Source organism: Rhizobium sp. A37_96, from assembly GCF_053521765.1.
Genome location: NZ_JBNWDS010000002.1, coordinates 158,504 through 177,118, shown reverse-complemented (window position 1 = coordinate 177,118; position 18,615 = coordinate 158,504). Strand labels below are relative to the sequence as shown.

19 protein-coding genes are annotated in these 18,615 nt (G+C 62.1%); 7 read left to right on the top strand and 12 right to left on the bottom strand.

What is annotated here, in order from left to right:
• Positions 1 to 6: 6 nt before the first annotated feature.
• Together pbpC and ACQZ6J_RS07260 are read left to right on the top strand one after the other, a co-directional pair.
• Positions 7 to 2,094 carry a penicillin-binding protein 1C gene (pbpC, locus tag ACQZ6J_RS07265; RefSeq protein WP_449083031.1) on the top strand — a complete coding sequence of 696 codons (2,088 nt, stop codon included), beginning with the start codon at positions 7 to 9 and terminating at the stop codon, positions 2,092 to 2,094.
• Between the two features lie 78 nt (positions 2,095 to 2,172).
• Positions 2,173 to 2,532, top strand: a complete 360-nt coding sequence (locus ACQZ6J_RS07260) for a nuclear transport factor 2 family protein (protein WP_163985001.1) — start codon at positions 2,173 to 2,175, stop codon at positions 2,530 to 2,532.
• Between the two features lie 268 nt (positions 2,533 to 2,800).
• On the opposite strand, the gene pheT is transcribed toward ACQZ6J_RS07260, so the two are convergent.
• From pheT to infC, 6 genes are all read right to left on the bottom strand, one after another.
• Complete coding sequence (gene pheT / locus ACQZ6J_RS07255; protein ID WP_449083029.1) at positions 2,801 to 5,224, bottom strand: phenylalanine--tRNA ligase subunit beta; 2,424 nt, start codon at positions 5,222 to 5,224, stop codon at positions 2,801 to 2,803.
• Positions 5,225 to 5,240: 16 nt separating this feature from the next.
• A complete protein-coding gene (gene pheS / locus ACQZ6J_RS07250) occupies positions 5,241 to 6,323 on the bottom strand; it encodes a phenylalanine--tRNA ligase subunit alpha (RefSeq protein WP_163985003.1) in 1,083 nt (360 codons plus the stop codon).
• 36 nt (positions 6,324 to 6,359) lie between these two features.
• Complete coding sequence (locus tag ACQZ6J_RS07245; RefSeq protein WP_449083027.1) at positions 6,360 to 7,196, bottom strand: serine/threonine protein phosphatase; 837 nt, start codon at positions 7,194 to 7,196, stop codon at positions 6,360 to 6,362.
• A gap of 138 nt (positions 7,197 to 7,334) precedes the next feature.
• On the bottom strand, positions 7,335 to 7,739 hold the full coding sequence (gene rplT / locus ACQZ6J_RS07240; RefSeq protein ID WP_112801302.1) for a 50S ribosomal protein L20: 405 nt from the start codon (positions 7,737 to 7,739) through the stop codon (positions 7,335 to 7,337).
• Between the two features lie 37 nt (positions 7,740 to 7,776).
• Positions 7,777 to 7,980, bottom strand: coding sequence for a 50S ribosomal protein L35 (rpmI, locus tag ACQZ6J_RS07235; RefSeq protein ID WP_003544621.1), 204 nt, complete (start codon positions 7,978 to 7,980; stop codon positions 7,777 to 7,779).
• Positions 7,981 to 8,299: 319 nt separating this feature from the next.
• Positions 8,300 to 8,836: a translation initiation factor IF-3 gene (infC, locus tag ACQZ6J_RS07230; protein ID WP_028750883.1), complete on the bottom strand. Its 537-nt coding sequence runs from the start codon at positions 8,834 to 8,836 to the stop codon at positions 8,300 to 8,302.
• Positions 8,837 to 9,114: 278 nt separating this feature from the next.
• Between infC and ACQZ6J_RS07225 the strand changes: the two genes are divergently transcribed.
• Positions 9,115 to 9,927, top strand: a complete 813-nt coding sequence (locus ACQZ6J_RS07225; protein ID WP_449083025.1) for an alpha/beta hydrolase — start codon at positions 9,115 to 9,117, stop codon at positions 9,925 to 9,927.
• A gap of 234 nt (positions 9,928 to 10,161) precedes the next feature.
• Complete coding sequence (locus tag ACQZ6J_RS07220; protein WP_449083024.1) at positions 10,162 to 10,761, top strand: transglutaminase-like cysteine peptidase; 600 nt, start codon at positions 10,162 to 10,164, stop codon at positions 10,759 to 10,761.
• A gap of 117 nt (positions 10,762 to 10,878) precedes the next feature.
• Here ACQZ6J_RS07220 and ACQZ6J_RS07215 read toward each other — a convergent pair whose 3' ends face one another.
• Positions 10,879 to 11,064: a hypothetical protein gene (locus tag ACQZ6J_RS07215; protein ID WP_449083022.1), complete on the bottom strand. Its 186-nt coding sequence runs from the start codon at positions 11,062 to 11,064 to the stop codon at positions 10,879 to 10,881.
• A 120-nt stretch (positions 11,065 to 11,184) separates the two neighbouring features.
• Positions 11,185 to 12,168, bottom strand: coding sequence for an iron exporter MbfA (mbfA, locus tag ACQZ6J_RS07210; protein ID WP_163985008.1), 984 nt, complete (start codon positions 12,166 to 12,168; stop codon positions 11,185 to 11,187).
• Between the two features lie 258 nt (positions 12,169 to 12,426).
• Here mbfA and ACQZ6J_RS07205 point away from each other — a divergent pair, with 258 nt between their 5' ends.
• Positions 12,427 to 12,894 (top strand): group III truncated hemoglobin, encoded by a 468-nt coding sequence (locus tag ACQZ6J_RS07205; RefSeq protein ID WP_163985009.1) that lies wholly within the window; start codon positions 12,427 to 12,429, stop codon positions 12,892 to 12,894.
• Between the two features lie 222 nt (positions 12,895 to 13,116).
• Here the strand turns inward: ACQZ6J_RS07205 and ACQZ6J_RS07200 are convergent, their stop codons facing one another.
• Entirely contained in the window at positions 13,117 to 13,674 is a 558-nt protein-coding gene (locus tag ACQZ6J_RS07200) for a DUF308 domain-containing protein (protein WP_163985010.1), read from the bottom strand.
• Positions 13,675 to 13,814: 140 nt separating this feature from the next.
• On the opposite strand from ACQZ6J_RS07200, the gene ACQZ6J_RS07195 reads away from it, so the two are divergent.
• A complete protein-coding gene (locus ACQZ6J_RS07195) occupies positions 13,815 to 14,438 on the top strand; it encodes a TetR/AcrR family transcriptional regulator (RefSeq protein WP_449083019.1) in 624 nt (207 codons plus the stop codon).
• Positions 14,439 to 14,447: 9 nt separating this feature from the next.
• On the opposite strand, the gene ACQZ6J_RS07190 is transcribed toward ACQZ6J_RS07195, so the two are convergent.
• From ACQZ6J_RS07190 to ACQZ6J_RS07180, 3 genes are all read right to left on the bottom strand, one after another.
• Positions 14,448 to 15,362: an EamA family transporter gene (locus tag ACQZ6J_RS07190; RefSeq protein ID WP_163985012.1), complete on the bottom strand. Its 915-nt coding sequence runs from the start codon at positions 15,360 to 15,362 to the stop codon at positions 14,448 to 14,450.
• Between the two features lie 131 nt (positions 15,363 to 15,493).
• Entirely contained in the window at positions 15,494 to 16,015 is a 522-nt protein-coding gene (locus ACQZ6J_RS07185) for a GNAT family N-acetyltransferase (RefSeq protein WP_449083016.1), read from the bottom strand.
• Positions 16,016 to 16,032: 17 nt separating this feature from the next.
• The gene (locus ACQZ6J_RS07180) at positions 16,033 to 16,605 is read right to left on the bottom strand and encodes a helix-turn-helix domain-containing protein (protein WP_449083014.1); all 573 of its coding nucleotides are present in this window, start codon (positions 16,603 to 16,605) and stop codon (positions 16,033 to 16,035) included.
• A 171-nt stretch (positions 16,606 to 16,776) separates the two neighbouring features.
• Here ACQZ6J_RS07180 and lepA point away from each other — a divergent pair, with 171 nt between their 5' ends.
• The gene (lepA, locus tag ACQZ6J_RS07175) at positions 16,777 to 18,609 is read left to right on the top strand and encodes a translation elongation factor 4 (protein WP_163985015.1); all 1,833 of its coding nucleotides are present in this window, start codon (positions 16,777 to 16,779) and stop codon (positions 18,607 to 18,609) included.
• Positions 18,610 to 18,615 lie beyond the last annotated feature (6 nt).

Here is an 18,615-nt window from a genome sequence, read left to right as displayed (position 1 = left end):
GCAGCCATGAAGGCGCGATGGAAGATTGCGATAGGCCTTGGAGCCACTGCCCTGACGGCGGTGGCGCTGGTCTTCGGCCTTGAGGCTGCGGACCGCGCCTATCCGCCGCCTCTGGACAATGCCCGCGTGGTCTCGGCGGAAGTGCTCGACGCCAATGGCGATCTGCTGCGCGCCTTTGCCACGCCCGAGGGGCGCTGGCGGCTGAAAACCGACGTTGCCGATGTCGATCCGCAATATCTACGCATGCTGGTCGCCTATGAGGACCGGCGCTTCTACGATCACCACGGCGTCGATCCCATGGCGATCGGCCGCGCCTTCCTGCAGCTCGTCACGCATGGCCGCATCGTCTCGGGCGGCTCGACGCTTTCCATGCAGGTGGCGCGGCTGATCGAGCCGCGCAGCGAGCGCTCGATGACGGCGAAGCTGCTGCAGGTCGTCCGCGCCATCCAGATCGAGCGGCGGCTCAGCAAGGAGCAGATCCTCGACCTTTACCTGACGCATGCACCCTATGGCGGCAATCTGGAAGGCGTTCGGGCCGCAAGCCTTGCCTATTTCGGCAAGGAACCGCGGCATCTGACCGTCGCTCAGGCTGGCCTGCTGGTGGCCCTGCCGCAGCTGCCGGAAAAGCGACGGCCGGACCGCAATCTCGCCGCCGCGCAGGCCGCCCGCCATCGCGTGCTGGAGCGGGCCGCCGTCGCCACCGTCATCGGCGAAGGAGAGGCGGAACGCGCCTCGCTCTCCCCCATTCCGGCGGAGCGGCGGCAATTGCCGGCCTATGCCGCGCATCTCGCCGAACTGGCGCTCCGAAAGCAGCCCGGCATCAGCAAGCATAAGACCACGCTGCGGCGCGACGTCCAGCAAGGACTGGAAGCCGTCGCGGATGCGGCGGCCAAGCGACTGGGTCCGAAAGTCTCGGTCGCCATGATCATGGCCGATGCCAAGACCGGCGAGATCATCGGCGAAGTCGGTTCGGCCAACTATTTCGATTCCTCGCGCGCCGGCTGGGTGGACATGACCCGCGTGCTGCGTTCGCCGGGCTCGACGCTGAAGCCTTTCATCTATGGCCTTGCCTTCGAGCAGGGTTATGTGGCGCAGGAAACGATCATCGAGGATCGCCCCGCCGATTTCTACGGCTACCGGCCGCGCAATTTCGACATGACCTACCAGGGCGACGTGAGCGTGCGCCAGGCGCTGCAGCTCTCGCTCAACGTGCCGGCCGTACGCCTGCTCGATGCCGTCGGGCCGACGCGGCTGCTGGTGCGCTTCCGCCGCGCCGAGGTGAAGCCGAAGCTGCCGCCAAACGAGGCACCCGGCCTCGCCATCGGCCTCGGCGGCGTCGGTGTCACCCTCAAGGACCTCGTGCAGCTCTATGCCGGGCTTGCCAATCGCGGCAAGGCGATGCGGATCGGCGATGGCGTTCAGGACGAGCCGGGTCCGATCGACGGCGAGCCGCTGATGGAGCCGATCGCGGTGTGGAACATCACCGATATCCTTTCCGACATCATCGCGCCGCGCGGCAGCAAGCAACTCGGCATCGCCTACAAGACCGGCACCAGCTACGGCAATCGCGATGCGTGGTCGATCGGCTATGACGGCGCGCATGTGCTCGGTGTCTGGGTCGGCCGCCCGGACAATGGCGCCGTGCCGGGGCTGGCCGGCTATGTCTCGGCCGCTCCCATCCTGTTCGAGGCCTTTGCCAAATCCGGCGTTGCCATAACCCCCTTCCCTCCGGCGCCGATGGGCGCCGTGCGCATCGCTCCGACCGAGCTGCCGATCAGCCAGCGGCGCTTTTCCGTTACCGCCGCCGGGCTGCTGGCCGCTTCCAGCCGCGAACCGGCGCCGCAGATCGTCTATCCGCCGGAAGGTGCCCGCGTCGATCTCGGCGCCAGCAGCGGCGGCAATGAGATCATGCCGCTGGCGCTGAAACTGCAGGGCGGACGGGCGCCGTTCCGCTGGCTCGCCAACGGCAAGCCGCTGCCGGACATGTCGCGCCGCCGCACCAACCAGTGGACTCCCGACGGTGCCGGCTATTCGACGCTGACCGTCATCGATGCCGCCGGGCGGGCGGCAAGCGTGCGCGTATTCGTGGAATAGGTCGATGTTCGCCTCGGGCTTTTGCTCGCCGGCCTCGGCTGTGATAGTTTACCGAATACTCAAACAAGGAATGACGAGATGTCGGAAGAGCAGGCAATCCGTGCGGTTGTTCATCTCTATGTCGATGGCATGGCATTTGCGAATGAGCCAGCGCTGCGCAAGGCGTTTCATCCACGAGCGACGATCATCGGCAATTATCAGGGCGCGCTGGAGTGGATGACGCGCGATGAATTCATCTCCGCCATCGCCGAACAAGGCAGCGCGCCTCCGGACACGATCCCTCTGATGGAGATCGAGCTGATCGACATCGAGGGCGACGCGGCAAGCGTCAAGGTCGTCGACGAATTTGCCGGCATGCGCTTTTCGGATTATCTGTCGCTGGTGAAGATCGACGGGCGATGGAGCGTGGTGAACAAGGTTTATCATCTGCATCGATAGATGGGCTGGCCTCAAAGGTTGGCTTTTTCTATGCCGTGCCTCTGATACCCCCTCTGTCGCTGTCGCGACATCTCCCCCACAAGGGGGGAGATTGTTGGGAGTATGCGGCTCTTTGTCCATAAAACAGCAAGCTGCAGTTTCTGCGGACTCGATGTTTGCTTGAGGCAGATGAGTTCAGCGAATTGCCAATCTCCCCCCTTGTGGGGGAGATGTCGCGAAAGCGACAGAGGGGGGTCGCCGCCCCCTCCGCAAACTCGATGGCGGCCGATTAACCGCGCAACACCCCACCCGTCGACTTCGTCACGTTCGCCACGATCTTCTGTGTCAGCGCCTCGAAATCCTCATCGGTCAGCGTGCGCTCGGCCGGCTGGATCTGAACTTCGATGGCGATGGACTTCTTGCCTTCGCCGAGCGATGCGCCTTCGAAGATGTCGAAGACGTTGACGCCGGTCACCAGCTTGCGGTCGGCACCGACGGCGGCGCGGACGACAGCGCCGGCTTCCACCGACTTGTCGACCACGAAGGCGAAGTCGCGCTTGACGGCCTGGAACGGAGAAAGCTCCAGCGCCGGCTTGGTGCGGGTCGCCTTCTTCTTCGGCTCGGGCATGGCATCGACGTAGACTTCGAAGCCGGCCAGCGCGCCGGATACGTCAAGAGCTTCCAGCGTCTTCGGGTGGAACTCGCCGAAATAGCCAAGCACGACCTTCGGGCCCATCTTGATGGTGCCGGAGCGGCCGGGATGATACCAGGCCGGGCCGCCCTGCTCGATCTGGATATTGCCCATCGGCAGGCCGCAGGCCTCGATCACGGCAAGAGCATCGGCCTTGGCGTCGAAGACGTCGACCGGCTTGCCGCCGCCCTTGGCAGCGTTCGACCACATGCGGCCGGCGCCGGCGAGCGTTGCCGTGCCGCGGCGAATACCGCCGGCGACGCGACGCTGACCTGCGGGCGTGTCGTTTTCATAGGTGCCGGAGACTTCGAAGATCGCGACGTCGCCATAGCCCTTGTCGGCATTGCGCTGCGCTGCCGACAGCAGGCCCGGCAGCAGCGAGGGGCGCATGTCCGACATGTCTGCGGCGATCGGGTTGGCAAGCTTCAGGGCATTGGAGCCACCGCCGAACAGCTTGGCCTGATCTTCGGAAATGAAGGACCAGGTGACGGCTTCGAGCATGCCGCGCGAAGCCAGCGCCCGCTTGGCCGTACGGGTACGGATCTGCAGCGTCGTCAGGATCTTGCCGTTGACGGCGGCATGGCTGCTAAGCGGCTGCGGCTTGATGTTGTCGACGCCGTGGATACGCATGATCTCTTCGACCAGATCGGCCTTGCCGTCGACATCGGGACGCCAGGACGGAACGGCGACCGAGACGCGCTCGCCCGAACCGGAGACCGAGAAGCCGAGCTTCGTCAGGATGGACTTGCTCTCGTCGGCCGAGACCTCGAGGCCGGTCAGGCGCTTGACTTCCGACAGCGGGAAATCGACCACCTTGGCTTCATAACCCTTGTAGCCTTCGACCCGCGCCTTGGCGGCCGTGCCGCCGCAGCAGGCAAGCACCAGCTCCGTGGTGCGCTCGAGGCCCGGAACCATATACTCCGGATCGACGCCACGCTCGAAGCGATAGCGCGCGTCGGTGATGATGCCGAGGCTGCGGCCACTCTTGGCGATGTTCATCGGATCCCAGAGGGCCGACTCGATCAGAACGTCGGTGGTGTTTTCGTCGCAGCCGGAATGTTCGCCGCCCATGATGCCGCCGATCGACTCGACGCCATTGTCATCGGAGATGACGACATTGCTCGGATTGAGCTTGTATTCGCGCTCGTCCAGCGCCAGTACGGTCTCGCCGTCCCTGGCGCGGCGCACGACCAGATTGCCCTTGACCTTGGCGGCGTCGAAGACGTGCATCGGCCGGCCCTGGTCGAAGGTCATGTAGTTGGTGATATCGACCAGCGCGCTGATCGGGCGCAGGCCGATGGCGAGCAGACGCTGCTGCATCCACTTCGGGCTCGGGCCGTTCTTCACGCCGCGCACGAGGCGAAGCGCAAAGCCGGGGCAAAGGCGGGCGTCGTCCAGATCGATCGTGAGCTCGGTCGTCGTTTCGCCTTCGACGACGAAGGACGGGGCCGCAGGTGACTTCAGCGTGCCGAGACCGGACGCGGCAAGATCGCGGGCGATGCCGTAGACGCTGGTGCAATCCGGGCGGTTCGGCGTCAGGTTGATCTCGATGACCGGATCGTCGAGACCGGCATAAGAGGCAAAGCTCGTGCCGACGGGCGCATCCTCGGGCAGGTCGATGATGCCGTCGTGGCTGTCGGAGATTTCCAGTTCCTTTTCCGAGCACATCATGCCGCGGCTTTCGACGCCGCGAATGTTGCCGATGGCAAGCGTCACGTCGATGCCGGGAACATAGATGCCGGGCGCCGCGAAGGCGCCGACGAGGCCGGCGCGCGCATTGGGTGCGCCGCAGACGACCTGAACGGGCGCGCCGCTGCCGGTATCGACCATCAGCACCTTCAGGCGGTCGGCCTGCGGGTGTTTTTCAGCCGAGAGAACCTTGGCGATGACGAAGGGCTTGAACGCGGCCTTGTCGTCGACGTCTTCGACTTCCAGCCCGATCATCGTCAGGCGGGCGCAGATCTCGTCGAGCGTGGCGTCGGTTTCCAGGTGCTCTTTCAGCCAGGAGAGTGTGAATTTCATGTGCTCTATCCCTTCCTTACGCGCTCAAACCGCCGAACAGCGTCGGCATGTCGAGCGGGCGGAAGCCGTAGTGGTTCATCCAGCGGACATCGGCATTGAAGAAGTCACGCAGGTCCGGCATGCCGTATTTCAGCATGGCGATGCGGTCGAGGCCCATGCCCCAGGCGAAGCCCTGGTACTCGTCCGGATCGAGGCCGCCATAGCGCAGCACGTTCGGGTGCACCATGCCGCAGCCGAGGATTTCCATCCAGTCGGTGCCTTCGCCGAACTTGACGATCGGGCCGGAGCGGTCGCACTGGATATCGACCTCGAAGGAGGGCTCCGTGAATGGGAAGAACGACGGGCGGAAGCGCATCGTCACATTGTCGACCTCGAAGAAGGTCTTGCAGAACTCTTCCAGCACCCAGCGGATATTGCCGACATTCGCCGTCTTGTCGATGACGAGGCCTTCCACCTGATGAAACATCGGCGAATGCGTGGCGTCGCTATCCTGGCGGTAGGTCTTGCCGGGGATGATGATGCGGATCGGCGGCTTCTGCGCTTCCATGGTGCGCACCTGCACCGGCGAGGTGTGCGTGCGCAGCACCTTGCGCTCACCCTTTTCGTCCGGCTGGAAGAAGAAGGTGTCGTGCATCTCGCGGGCCGGATGCCCTTCGGGGAAGTTCAGCGCCGTGAAGTTATAGTAGTCGGTCTCGACATCGGGACCTTCCGCGATCGAGAAACCCATGTCGCCGAAGATCGCGGTGATCTCGTCCACGATCTGGCTGATCGGATGGATGCGGCCACGCTCGGCTGGCGACGAGCGCACCGGCAGGCTGACATCGACGGTCTCGGCCTTCAGCTTGGCTTCGATCGCCGCGTCGCGCAGCGCACCCTTGCGCTCGTTGATCGCATCGGTCACGGAATTCTTCAGCGCGTTGATTGCCGCGCCGCGCGTCTGCCGTTCTTCCGGCGACATCGAGCCCAGCGTCTTCAGCAGTTCCGAAACCGAGCCCTTCTTGCCGAGCGCGGCAACCCTGACTGCCTCGATCGACTGTTCGTCGGTCGCCGCGGCCACTTCGGCCATGAGTTGGGTTTCAAGTGATACGAGTTCCGTCATCTGGTCCTGCCTTGCGGACCACGGGCCATCCGGCTCTCAGTCCACGGAATAAGTGGTGAACGCATGCATCAGAAAGCTTGTCGCAACGATGAAGCGCTGCAGATCACTACCCATGTGCACGCGGCCAATCAACCGGGCAAGGAACAAAAAACCGCCGAGAAAGCGAATCATGCGCTGAAGCTCGCCACGCGCGGCTGCCGGCGCCTGTTCGAACCAGGCTTCATAGGCCCTGTTCTGCGTCGCAAGACCGAGGCGGGCGCCGGTTGCGATCTGCAGGAACAGCAGCCAGACATCGCGAGCCTGAGCGACCGCGAGTGGCATGACCGTCTGCGGGTCCTCCTCGAAATCCATGAAGCCGAGCCGGTTGCCGGCAAAGAACATATCGCGGGGATACGGCCGGCCGTGGCACAGCCCCTTGGCATGCAGCCGGCCGAGTTCGGCCGCGCAGGCGACCATGAGATCGTCATGGGCGGCTGGGTCGCTATCCTTCAGCTGCCCGAGGCGCCGCTGCACCGTTATTCCCGCATCGGCCAGGACGATTGCGCCGTTCGATGCATAGAGGATTTCCGGAACGGCGATCCCGTGCTCCCTGAACATGCCTATGCGCCGGGTTTCACGTTCCGCCATTTGTTGCGGCGCGAGATAGGCGCAGGGACGCAGGAAAGTGACAGGGAGAATACGTGAGCAAAGGGTCTGCAGATGGCGCCAGACCGATGGCTTTTCCGTGCCGTATCGCTTGATCCATACCTGACCTGAGGAAAGGGGGACGCGCTCGATACGCTTGGATCCGCTCACCAGCACCGTCAGCAAGGCCTCGATATCCTTGCCGCTGAGATTGGGTATGGAATTTAATTCTCTGGTCTTGCCATTCAACAATTTCACCTATCCCCGACAGCGGGAATCCCCGAGGTGATCATCGTAAATTGATTGTATCCCGGAAAATACAAAACCCGCGCTGGTTTCACAAGCGCGGGTTTCACAAATATGACAAAAACCGTCTAGAAGGCGTTCTTAGCCAACGGTGGCTTCGAACTCGTTCTTCGTGCCAGCTTCCTTCAGGTACTCGAGTGCCTTCTTGGAGGCAGCAACGAGGGCGCCGAAAGCTTCCGGCTCATGGATCGCCATGTCGGAGAGAACCTTGCGGTCCACTTCGATGCCAGCCTTGTTCAGACCGTCGATGAAACGGCCGTAGGTCAGGCCGAATTCGCGGACGGCAGCGTTGATGCGCTGGATCCAGAGGGCGCGGAAGTTGCGCTTGTTGACCTTGCGGTCGCGGTAAGCGTACTGCTTGGAACGGTCGACGGCGGCCTTGGCTGTACGGATGGTGTTCTTGCGGCGGCCGTAGAAGCCCTTGGCTGCCTTCAGAACCTTCTTGTGCTTGGCGTGGGCGGTAACGCCTCTTTTTACGCGTGCCATTTCATGATCTCCTTAGTCTATAGCGTTACGAATAGTCTTAGAGACCGTTCGGCAAGTAGTTCTTGATAACCTTACGGCCATCCGGTTCTGCGAGAACCATGGTGCCGCGGGCATCGCGAATGAACTTGTTGCTACGCTTGATCATGCCGTGGCGCTTGCCAGCAGCTGCGGCCTTGACCTTGCCGGTTGCGGTGATCTTGAACCGCTTCTTGGCAGAGGACTTCGTCTTCATCTTGGGCATTTTGCTACTCCTTCGATGCTTCCTGGCGCGCTTTGCTAAAAGCCCTTCCCACAGAACCGGACAAGCCGGGCTGCAACAAGGTGCCGGAGCGTTTGTTGTTAAACGGCGGATCCGGTGACGAACCGCTCCGCCAGCATTCTGAACTGCCACGGCATGCCCTGCCGGTCAGTTCGGACGCGCGCTTATAACCGCAGTTGCCCACAAGTGCAACGGGCCAGACGCCGGAATCTTTGCAGATCGATGACAACGATCGATCCGGCGCACAAAAGGAAAAAGCCGCCCAATGGGACGGCTCCGACCTCTTGCTTCGCCTTGCGCCTCACTTCGGCGCAAGCACCATCATCATCTGGCGGCCTTCGAGCTTCGGCTCGGCTTCCACCTTGGCGATCTCGAGCGTATCTTCCTTGACCTGCTGAAGAAGCTTCATACCGAGTTCCTGGTGGGCCATTTCGCGGCCACGGAACTTCAAGGTCACCTTCACCTTGTCACCTTCCTCGAAGAAACGGCCGATCGCCTTCATCTTCACCTCATAGTCATGGGTGTCGATGTTGGGGCGCATCTTGATTTCTTTGACTTCGACGATCTTCTGCTTCTTGCGCGCCTCGGCGGCCTTCTTCTGGTTGGCGTATTTCAGCTTGCCCAGGTCGAGGATCTTGCACACAGGCGGTTCAGCATTGGGGGAAATCTCTACCAGATCGAGACCGGCCTCCTCCGCCATTCTCAATGCCTGGTCGGTCGGGACGATGCCCATATTCGCGCCGTCAGCTGCGATAAGCTGAACTTTGGGAATGCGAATTTCCCTGTTGGAACGTGGCCCGTCCTTTACGGGCGCATCGGTTTTAAAGGGTCTGCGAATGGTCGTATTCTCCACGAATTGTTTCGGATAGCTGCAGCCTCTCGCTCCCCATCGGCGCAACTGACGGAAATGTCGTAAAAGCTGTGTTGAAGTCAATAGCATGACAGCAGGAAAAAAGCACCTCCCGCGTGTCAATAGAATGTCATGGAAGCGCGAGATGCGCCAAGGACACAGTATCGTTCGCGGATTATATAGTGACCCTTGCGTAAAGATCGAGGTTTTTTCGGGTCACGCCGGCGCGAATCTGCTTTATAGGGCGAAAAATCCGGGAGTTTTCGATGTCCGAAACAGCCACAGCAATCCAGCCGACCTTCCTTTCCGTCGGCACGGGCGAGAACGAACGCCAGATCGCAATCATTCAACGCGCCGCCGGCAAGGGCGCCGGGAACATCAGCTTCGTCTGGTTGTCCGGCTATCGATCCGACATGACCGGCACCAAGGCCGTGGAACTCGATGCGCTGGCCGCGCGGCTCGGCGTGGGCTGCATCCGCTTCGACTATTCCGGCCATGGCCAGTCCGGCGGCAAGTTCACCGACGGCACGATCTCGCGCTGGCTGGAAGAGGCGCTCGATGTCATCGATCATACCAAGCCGAAGAAGATCGTCCTCGTCGGCTCCTCGATGGGCGGCTGGATCGCGCTCAGGGTCATCCAGGAGCTGCGCAAGCGCAAGAAGGCACCCGTCGTCGCGGGCCTCGTGCTGATCGCGCCGGCACCCGATTTCACCGTCGATCTCATCGAGCCCAATCTCTCCGACGTCGAGCGGCGCTCGCTGGCGGAACGCGGTTATTTCGAAGAGCCATCGGATTACAGCCCGGAGCCGAACATCTTCACCCGTGCCCTCATCGAGGACGGCCGCGCCAACCGCGTGCTCACGGGGATCATCGAGACCGGCTGCCCGGTACACATATTGCAGGGCATGCAGGATGCCGACGTGCCCTTCGCGCATTCGTTAAAGCTGGTCGAGCACCTGCCGGCCGACGATGTGGTGTTAACACTTGTGCGCGATGGCGACCATCGCCTGTCGCGCCCGCAGGATCTCGAGCGCATGCTCGCTGTTTCCGAGACGCTGGCGCTGCATAATACACTGTAGAAACAAGTAGATACGTTCCGATCGAACTCAACATGCGTCCGTTTCCGGGCGCTGTCCCGCCATGCCTGTGTAATCACAGGAGGCATGAAATTGTGGCGACTAGCCTCTGGATTGTGCCGAAATTAACCATAAGGCCCGGTTCCGGCGTTAACACTTAAGTAACGATTGACTTCCCACGCCCCCCTACATTAACAATTTGTTAACAAATGCAGGGACGATACAAGGATAGTGGGCGTGCGTATTAAGGGCGTATTGATTGCCTTCGCTGCTATAGTTGCGATGTCGTCGTCGGCGGTGCCGGCGTCCGAACAGACCGCGTCGATGACCGTCGGCAACGTCACTTCCCAGCCGATCGGGCACTATGATTTCTGCCAGAGGCACACCGACGAATGCGGCCCGACCCGCAATGTCGGCCCCATCGACATGAACGCCGCCGCCTGGGCACTGGTCAACCAGATCAACCTGCGCGTCAACAAGACCATCCGGCCGGCGACCGACGTGGAAGTCTACGGCCAGGAAGAATATTGGGAATACCCGAAGACTGCCGGCGATTGCGAGGATTTTGCGCTGCTGAAGCGCAAGCTGCTGATGCAGAGCGGCATTTCCGCCTCTGACCTGCTGATGACGGTCGTGCGCAAGCCGGACGGCGAGGGCCATGCCGTGCTGACGCTGCGCACCAAGCAGGGTGACTACATCCTCGACAACCTCGAAGACGATGTGAAGGTCTGGTACAGGACCCCCTATTCCTACCTGAAGCGTCAGGCGAGCTTCAATGCGGGCCGCTGGGTTACCATCGAAAATGGCAACGACATTCTGGTCGGCGCCGTCAAGTAAACGGAAAAGCAATTCGTTGCATACAGGAAGGCCGGCCCCATCGGGCCGGCCTTTTGCGTTTCCTCATGTGGTAAGAGCAGTCCGCAGGCGCGGACGAATTGATTGTCGCGATGAACCCTAATGGTTCTTGTGGCTCTGCTGCCCCGCCTTGACATGCTGCTCGTGGGTGCCGCCACGGGAGCCGCCGGAGTGCTGCTCGTGCGAGCCGGAGGAAGAGGCATTCCTGGTGTTGTCCTCCATGTTCTTGTGACTCTGCTGGCCTGCCTTGACGTGCTGGTCGTGGGTTCCACCTTGGTTTGCCATTGGATATCTCCTTTGGGTTAGCATGCGAGGCCAAGAGCGGCCTCGTGGTGCTAACCGACGGCGGCGGCGGGCGTTCCGAACTTTAACATTTCGTGAATAGCGGAGCGACCCGACAGGGCCTCACCCGTTTCCGATGAGAATGCCGGCGCCGAGGACCAGCGAGCCGCCGAGAACGACCTGGAAGGCCGCGCGCAGGAACGGTGTCTCCATGTATTTGTTCTGAATGAAGGCGATGGCCCAGAGCTCGAAGAAAACCACGACGGCCGCCGTGATCGTCGCTGTCCAGAAATGCGGAATGAGGTAAGGCAGCGCATGGCCGAGGCCGCCAAGCGCGGTCATGATGCCGCAGGCAAGGCCGCGCTTGATCGGCGAGCCACGGCCGGAGATTTTTCCGTCGTCGTGTGCCGCTTCCGTGAAGCCCATGGAAATACCGGCGCCCACGGAGGCCGACAGGCCGACAAGGAACGTCTGCCAGGTCTGCTGGGTGGCGAAGGCGGCGGCGAAGATCGGCGCCAGGGTGGAAACGGACCCGTCCATGAGGCCCGCAAGGCCCGGCTGCACATAGGTCAGCACGAACTGGCGGCGCGCTTGCGCATCCTCTTCCTGCCTGACCGTATCCGGCGTATGCTTGTCTTCCAGCAGGTGCGCAATATCCTCGTGCCCCTGCTCCGCGAGCGCGAGATCGCCGAGAAGCTGGCGCGTCGAGGCATCGGAAACCTGCTTGGCCGCTTCGACATAGAAATTATAGGCCTGCCGCTCCATTGCCTCGGCCTCCTCGCGAATGGCATCGAGGGAGAGGTTCTTGCGCAGCCAATCCGGCTTGCGCTCGTAGAAGCCACGCACATGCTCGCGCCGGATCAGCGGGATCCGTTCGCCGAAGCGGCGGCGATGCATGTCGATCAATGTCTTGCGGTGGGTATCCTCGACTTCGGCCATATCCTCGAAAACCTTGGCGGAATCGGGGTAGTTCTGACGCAGGATATCGGCATAGGCGAGATAGATGCGCGAATCGTCCTCCTCCGCCGCGATGGCGATCGCCAGGATCTCCTGTTCGGAAAGGGAGGTGAAGTGACGTTTCGAGGGACGGAACAGACCTAGCAGCATGGGGGCAACCTCATAACTTTAGAATTATTCTAATTCTAAAGTGGGTCGTTATGCGGGTCAAGCGCGGAGGTGCTTTCGTCAGGGGAAATCGTGCTGGAAAATATGCTGGCCGTCATAAAGGCGGCGTGGCCATCGCCATGCGGTTTTGACAGATTGCCGCAACATCACCATGACGTCTTGGTTATGCTGGCGAATTGCATACATAGGGAAACGGAAGCTGGCCGCGGCGATATCTCGCCCGAGCGCCCGGAGAAGACCATGGAACATGACCTGCAGGCTCGCGCGGCTCATCTTGCCGGCATTCGCGAAAAGGCCGAGGCCGAGATGGCGAGGATCGGCATCGATGCCGCTTTCATCGACAGGCTGGTCGACACATTCTATGGGCGCGTCCAGGCGCACCCCCGGCTCGGACCGGTGTTCGATGGACGTCTTGCCGGGCGCTGGCCCGATCACATGGAAAAGATGAAACGCTTCTGGTCGTCGGTCGCTTTCAAGAACGGCGCCTATGGCGGCAAGCCGGTGCAGGCGCATCTCGGCGTCGAGGGCATGGCGGCCGACCTCTTTCCGGAATGGCTGTCGCTTTTCTCCGCGACGCTTGCCGATATCGCGCCTTCCGAGGCGGCGAAGGACTGGTTCATGGCGACAGCGGAACGCATCGCCAAAAGCCTGACATTGTCGCTGTTCTATAATCCGGCGCTCGACGATCCCGCGCGGAAAACCGTCTAAGGCATCTCGCGCGGCAAAGTCGAATTCGGCGGCAGATGCCACCAGACATCGGTGACATTCACTGCGATTTTACGCCGATAGCGATCGTTACGGATATCAATGCCGGCAGGCGAACGGATTGACGAAATGTCATCGCCAACAGCGGTGGCGATGAATGAGCGATCCAGCTCTCTCGACGGCGGCAAATGACTTCAAACTTGCCGCCGCAGTGTCAGGTACTGCCTATGCATGTACTTTGCGGTAGGATGCGACGGCGAGCCAGATTGCGGAAAGCAGGAAGTAGAAGGCGCCGAACGCTACATAGGGGACAATATCCAGAATCGACGGCGCAGCGGCGCCAAAGGCTCGGCTGATCATGAAGCCGCCGGCAAGGGCCGACTGCGCGCCGCTCAGGATCATCACCCATTGGGCGCCATAAGCACGCCAGCGCCTGACTCCCGTATAGAGTTGCAGCAGACCCGAGAGGATCGCCCAGACTCCGAACACCGCCAGAACGGCGTAGGTGCTGTTGCTGACCGCCACGACAACGGCGAGCGTCGTGATCGTGCTGACCACAACATTCAATGACTGGGACGGATTTGCCTTGAGGCCGCCGTTTACGCGGGCGTCGATGAGATTGGCGACGGCATCCCATAGAGGATAGATCACCAGCAGAAATGCTGCGGGCAGCGGTTGTCCGCGCAAGAGAATGGCGGCGGAGATCCAGGCCACAGAGAACAGGGCACGCGTGAAATAGTAGGATCGCAGCCAGTTGGGCTGGGTTGAAGTATGGCTTTGCATCGGCAAGCTCCTTGTTGTTGCCTACCTACTAGTAGGAAGTTAAATCCTGAGAGTCAACATGACGTTCGAACACCGTTTTGTGAGAGCCGGAAGTGTTGCCGCAGCCTTGACAATAAGCCTACCAGAAGGTAGGCAGCGACATGAAATCAACGACTTCGACCTCAGAAAAAATCCTCGACATCGCGCAGTCCCTCGTCGTGGCGGGAGGCTATAACGGCTTCAGCTATGCCGATATCTCGGCTGCGATCGGCATCAGGAAGGCGAGCATCCACCATCATTTTCCGACGAAGGCCGAGCTGGTTTCGGCGCTGGTGGATCGCTACAGGCAGCAGACGGGAGCAGGTTTGAAGTCTCTGCGCGAGGGGATCTCAGACCCCTCCGAACAGCTGCAGGCCTATGTGAACTTCTGGCATTCCTGCATTGGCGACGCCTCGCTGCCCTTCTGCATCTGCGCGATGCTTGCCAGCGAGATGCAGATGCTGCCGGGAGAGGTCGCATCGCAGGTCCGCGCCCATTTCCATGGGCTTGCGGAATGGCTCGCGTCGGTGCTGCAATCCGGAGCGGAGGCTGGCCGGTTCCGGTTGGACAACCGGCCGGAAGAAGAGGCCCAAATACTGATGGCCTCGGTGCATGGAGCAATGCTCTCCGCGAGGGCTTTCGGCGACCCCGGACTGTTCATCGTAATCGTCGCCCCGCAGATCGCCAGGCTGCAGGCGCCCGATCGGCAAGGAAATGCCGGACCGGAATCGCCGACGCACGGCTGATGGCGCCGCTCAGCTTTTCGCCGCGAAGATCGTTGCCCCGATGCTGGCGGCGACGACGAGCGCCGTGCCGAACATTTGCGACGGCGTCATCGGCTGCGACAGGATGACGAAGCCGGCAAAGGCGCCGATGGCGGGCTCGAGGCTCATGAGAATGCCGAAGGATGAGGTCGGCATGCGCCGCAGCGCCGTCATTTCCAAGGCATAGGGAAGCAGCGGGACAAGCACGGCCAGCCCGGCCATTTCGAGAAGACCGGAGGCCGTGATGTGCGGAACGGCGGAGGCGAAGCCGAAGGGTGTGGCGACCACGGCGGCAACCAGCAGCGACATGGAAAGACCTTCGAGACCCTTGAAGGCATCGCCAACCCTTTTCGTCAGCAGAATATAGCACGCCCAGCCCGCACCCGCGCCGCAGGCGTAGAGGATGCCCGGCAGATTGCCCACCCACTCCTCACCATCATAAGCGAGCAGCAACACGCCGATGGCGGCGACGACGGGCCAGAGAAGCTGGCGGCTGAGGCCGAAGCCGAGAGTTGCGACCAGCAGAGGCCCGAGGAAGTCGATCGCAACGGCAAGACCCAGCGGAATGCGCGCGATCGCCGAGAAGAAGGAAATCGTCATCAGCGCCGACACGGTGCCGAGCACCAGCACGGCAATCCATTGCGCGCGGCTATAACGCGTCACCTTCGGCCTGACGATAACAGCCAATATAACGGATGCGAAGGCGAGCCGGAGCCATGTTGCGCCCGTCGGGCCGAATGTTGCGATGGCGGAGGCCGACAGCGCCGAACCGAATTGGATCGACGACATGGACATCACGCACATCAGCACGCCGGCGGCAATGCCGCCGGTCGACGGTGCGACATCCGGATGCGGCATCAGCGCAGCGCCGCCGTCCGTGCCACTTTCGACAAGCTTCTGGTCCATGGCCTCTCTCCTTGCCGGTGGTTTGTAGAGACCGGGCCTGACGCTGACAAATTCAAACTTTTCATCCTGCGATCAGGCGCTTTGATCCAAGACCTCTCGGACTTCACGGCCCTGCAGCACATTGGCGAGGTTCAGGCAGCGATGCGCTTGTAGAAGAATGTCGTGTCGCACAGGCCGCCTTCAGGCCACATGGCATAGTCCGGCACGATGCCGACGCGCTGCCAGCCCAGGCGCGGATAGATCGCCTCGGCATCGCTGCCGGTCGCGGTATCGAGCACGAGCAAGGTCTTGCCGATGCGGGCCGCTTCACGCTCTGCTGCTTCCATCAGGAGACGTGCCAGCCCCTTTCCGCGCGCCGACCGATGCACCAGCAGCTTCTTGAGATCGCCGCGATGCGGCTGGTTCGGCATCTGCGCGGCACCCACCTGCACCGTTCCGGCAACCCTGCCCTCGATCACGGCGACAAGCAGCAGCGTCGCGCCGCTTTCGACGCTATCGGCGACGCCCTGCCAGTAGGGCACGGCATCGGCCGGCCCGTAAGGCTGCATGAAGCCGACCGATGCGCCACCATTGACGCAATCGGCAAGCACGTCGCAGAGATCGGTGAGGAGGGCGCGGGCGTCGCCGGCGGAAAGAAGAAGAATGTCGGGCATGAAACGATCCTTGGTAGTTATGAGCGCCCACGGTCGAGGATGACGCCGTAGCGCGCCGGCACCTCGCCGGGATTATGGAAGGCGTGACCGTCACCCACGCCCATGAAGAGACAATCGCCAGGCATCAGGCGGTGGACGACATCGCGATGCGTCACCTCCATCTCGCCCTCGAACAGCCAGACATGCTGGGTCATGCCGAGGCTTGCGGTGTTCGGCGGGAAGATGACCCGCGCGCCGGCGGGGAAGGCGACTTCGACGACATCGACCTTCGAGCCCGTTCCCGGCGGCGAGACGGCACGCCTGACATAGCCGGTTCCAGGGTCGCGCCAGATCGCCTGCTGATCGCGGCGGGCAAGCGGCGACACTTCCTCGTCCTCCTCGGCAAAGAAAGCCGAAAGCGAAAGGCCGAGCGCCGCGCAAAGCCGCGACAGCAGCGAAGCCGTCGGGCTCGCCTCCGCCCGCTCGATGCGCGAGATCATCGCGCGGCTGACGGATGAGGCATCGGCAAGTTCGTCCAGCGTCAGACCGCGGGCGATGCGCAACTCCTTGATGCGCGCGCCGATCGCCAATTCCAGATCATCATCCGCCATTACCGATGTCTCGCACTTCATAATTCCACTATATGAGAAATACGCGATCTCATGATGGAATCAAGAGCGCTCCGACATTCATCGACGGCGGGTCGGAAAAGGCTAACATAGCGTGAAGATAGCCGCCAAAGCCCCGCTTTTCCGCTTTGCGGCGCGGGGCGGCGCTGCTATATGGCGCGCATGAGCACCAATTCCACCACTCCGCTTTCGCATATCCGCAACTTCTCGATCGTGGCCCATATCGACCACGGCAAATCGACGCTGGCCGACCGCCTGATCCAGACGACGGGCGGCCTTGCCGAACGCGAGATGTCGGAGCAGGTGCTGGACAACATGGAGATCGAGCGCGAGCGCGGCATCACCATCAAGGCCCAGACGGTGCGCCTGCACTACAAGGCCAACAATGGCGAGACCTATATCCTCAACCTGATCGACACGCCCGGACACGTCGACTTCGCCTATGAAGTCTCGCGCTCGCTCTCGGCCTGCGAGGGTTCGCTGCTCGTCGTTGACGCATCGCAGGGCGTGGAAGCGCAGACGCTCGCCAACGTCTATCAGGCGATCGACAACAATCACGAGCTCGTCACCGTCCTCAACAAGATCGACCTGCCGGCGGCCGAACCCGACCGCATCAAGGACCAGATCGAGGAAGTGATCGGCATCGACGCTTCCGACGCCGTGCTGATTTCGGCCAAGACCGGCCTCGGCATTCCCGACGTTCTCGAAGCCATCGTCCACAAGCTGCCGGCGCCGAAGAGCCCGGGCGGCGAAAAGGCGCCCTTGAAGGCGCTGCTGGTCGACAGCTGGTACGACACCTATCTCGGCGTCATGGTTCTGGTGCGCATCATCGACGGCACGCTGACCAAGGGCCAGACCATCCGCATGATGGGCACGGACGCAAAATACCAGATCGAGCGCGTCGGCGTTCTCACCCCGAAGATGGTTGCGGTCGACAGCCTCGGCCCGGGCGAGATCGGCTTCATCACCGCCTCGATCAAGGAAGTGGCCGACACCCGCGTCGGCGACACTATCACCGAGGACAAGCGCCCGACGGCCGCGGCCCTGCCGGGCTTCAAGCCGGCGCAGCCTGTCGTGTTCTGCGGCCTCTTCCCGGTCGATGCCGCCGATTTCGAAGACCTGCGCTCCGCCATGGGCAAGCTGCGCCTCAACGACGCCAGCTTCTCCTTCGAGATGGAATCATCGGCCGCTCTCGGCTTCGGCTTCCGCTGCGGATTCCTCGGCCTGCTGCATCTGGAAATCATCCAGGAGCGCCTGGAGCGCGAATTCAATCTCGACCTGATCGCGACGGCTCCGTCCGTCGTCTATCAGCTCACCATGACCGACGGCACCGAGATCGAGCTGCACAATCCGGCCGACATGCCCGACGTCGTCAAGATCTCCGAATTCCGCGAGCCGTGGATCAAGGCGACGATCCTGACGCCGGACGATTATCTCGGCTCGATCCTGAAGCTCTGCCAGGACCGCCGCGGCATCCAGACCGAGCTGACCTATGTCGGCAACCGCGCCATGATCACCTACGACCTGCCGCTCAACGAAGTCGTCTTCGACTTCTACGACCGCCTGAAGTCGATCTCCAAGGGCTATGCCTCCTTCGACTACAGCCTGACCGACTATCGCGAAAGCGATCTCGTCAAGATGTCGATCCTCGTCAATGCCGAGCCGGTGGACGCGCTCTCCATGCTCGTACACCGCTCCGCCGCCGAAAAGCGTGGCCGCGTGATGTGCGAGAAGCTGAAGGACCTGATCCCGCAGCACATGTTCCAGATCCCGATCCAGGCCGCCATCGGCGGGCGCATCATCGCCCGCGAGACGGTGAAGGCGCTGCGCAAGGACGTGACCGCCAAGTGCTACGGCGGCGACGCCACCCGCAAGCGCAAGCTGCTCGACAAGCAGAAGGAAGGCAAGAAGCGCATGCGGCAGTTCGGCAAGGTCGAAATCCCGCAGGAGGCCTTCATCGCCGCGCTGAAGATGGGGGACGAGTGAGGCTCT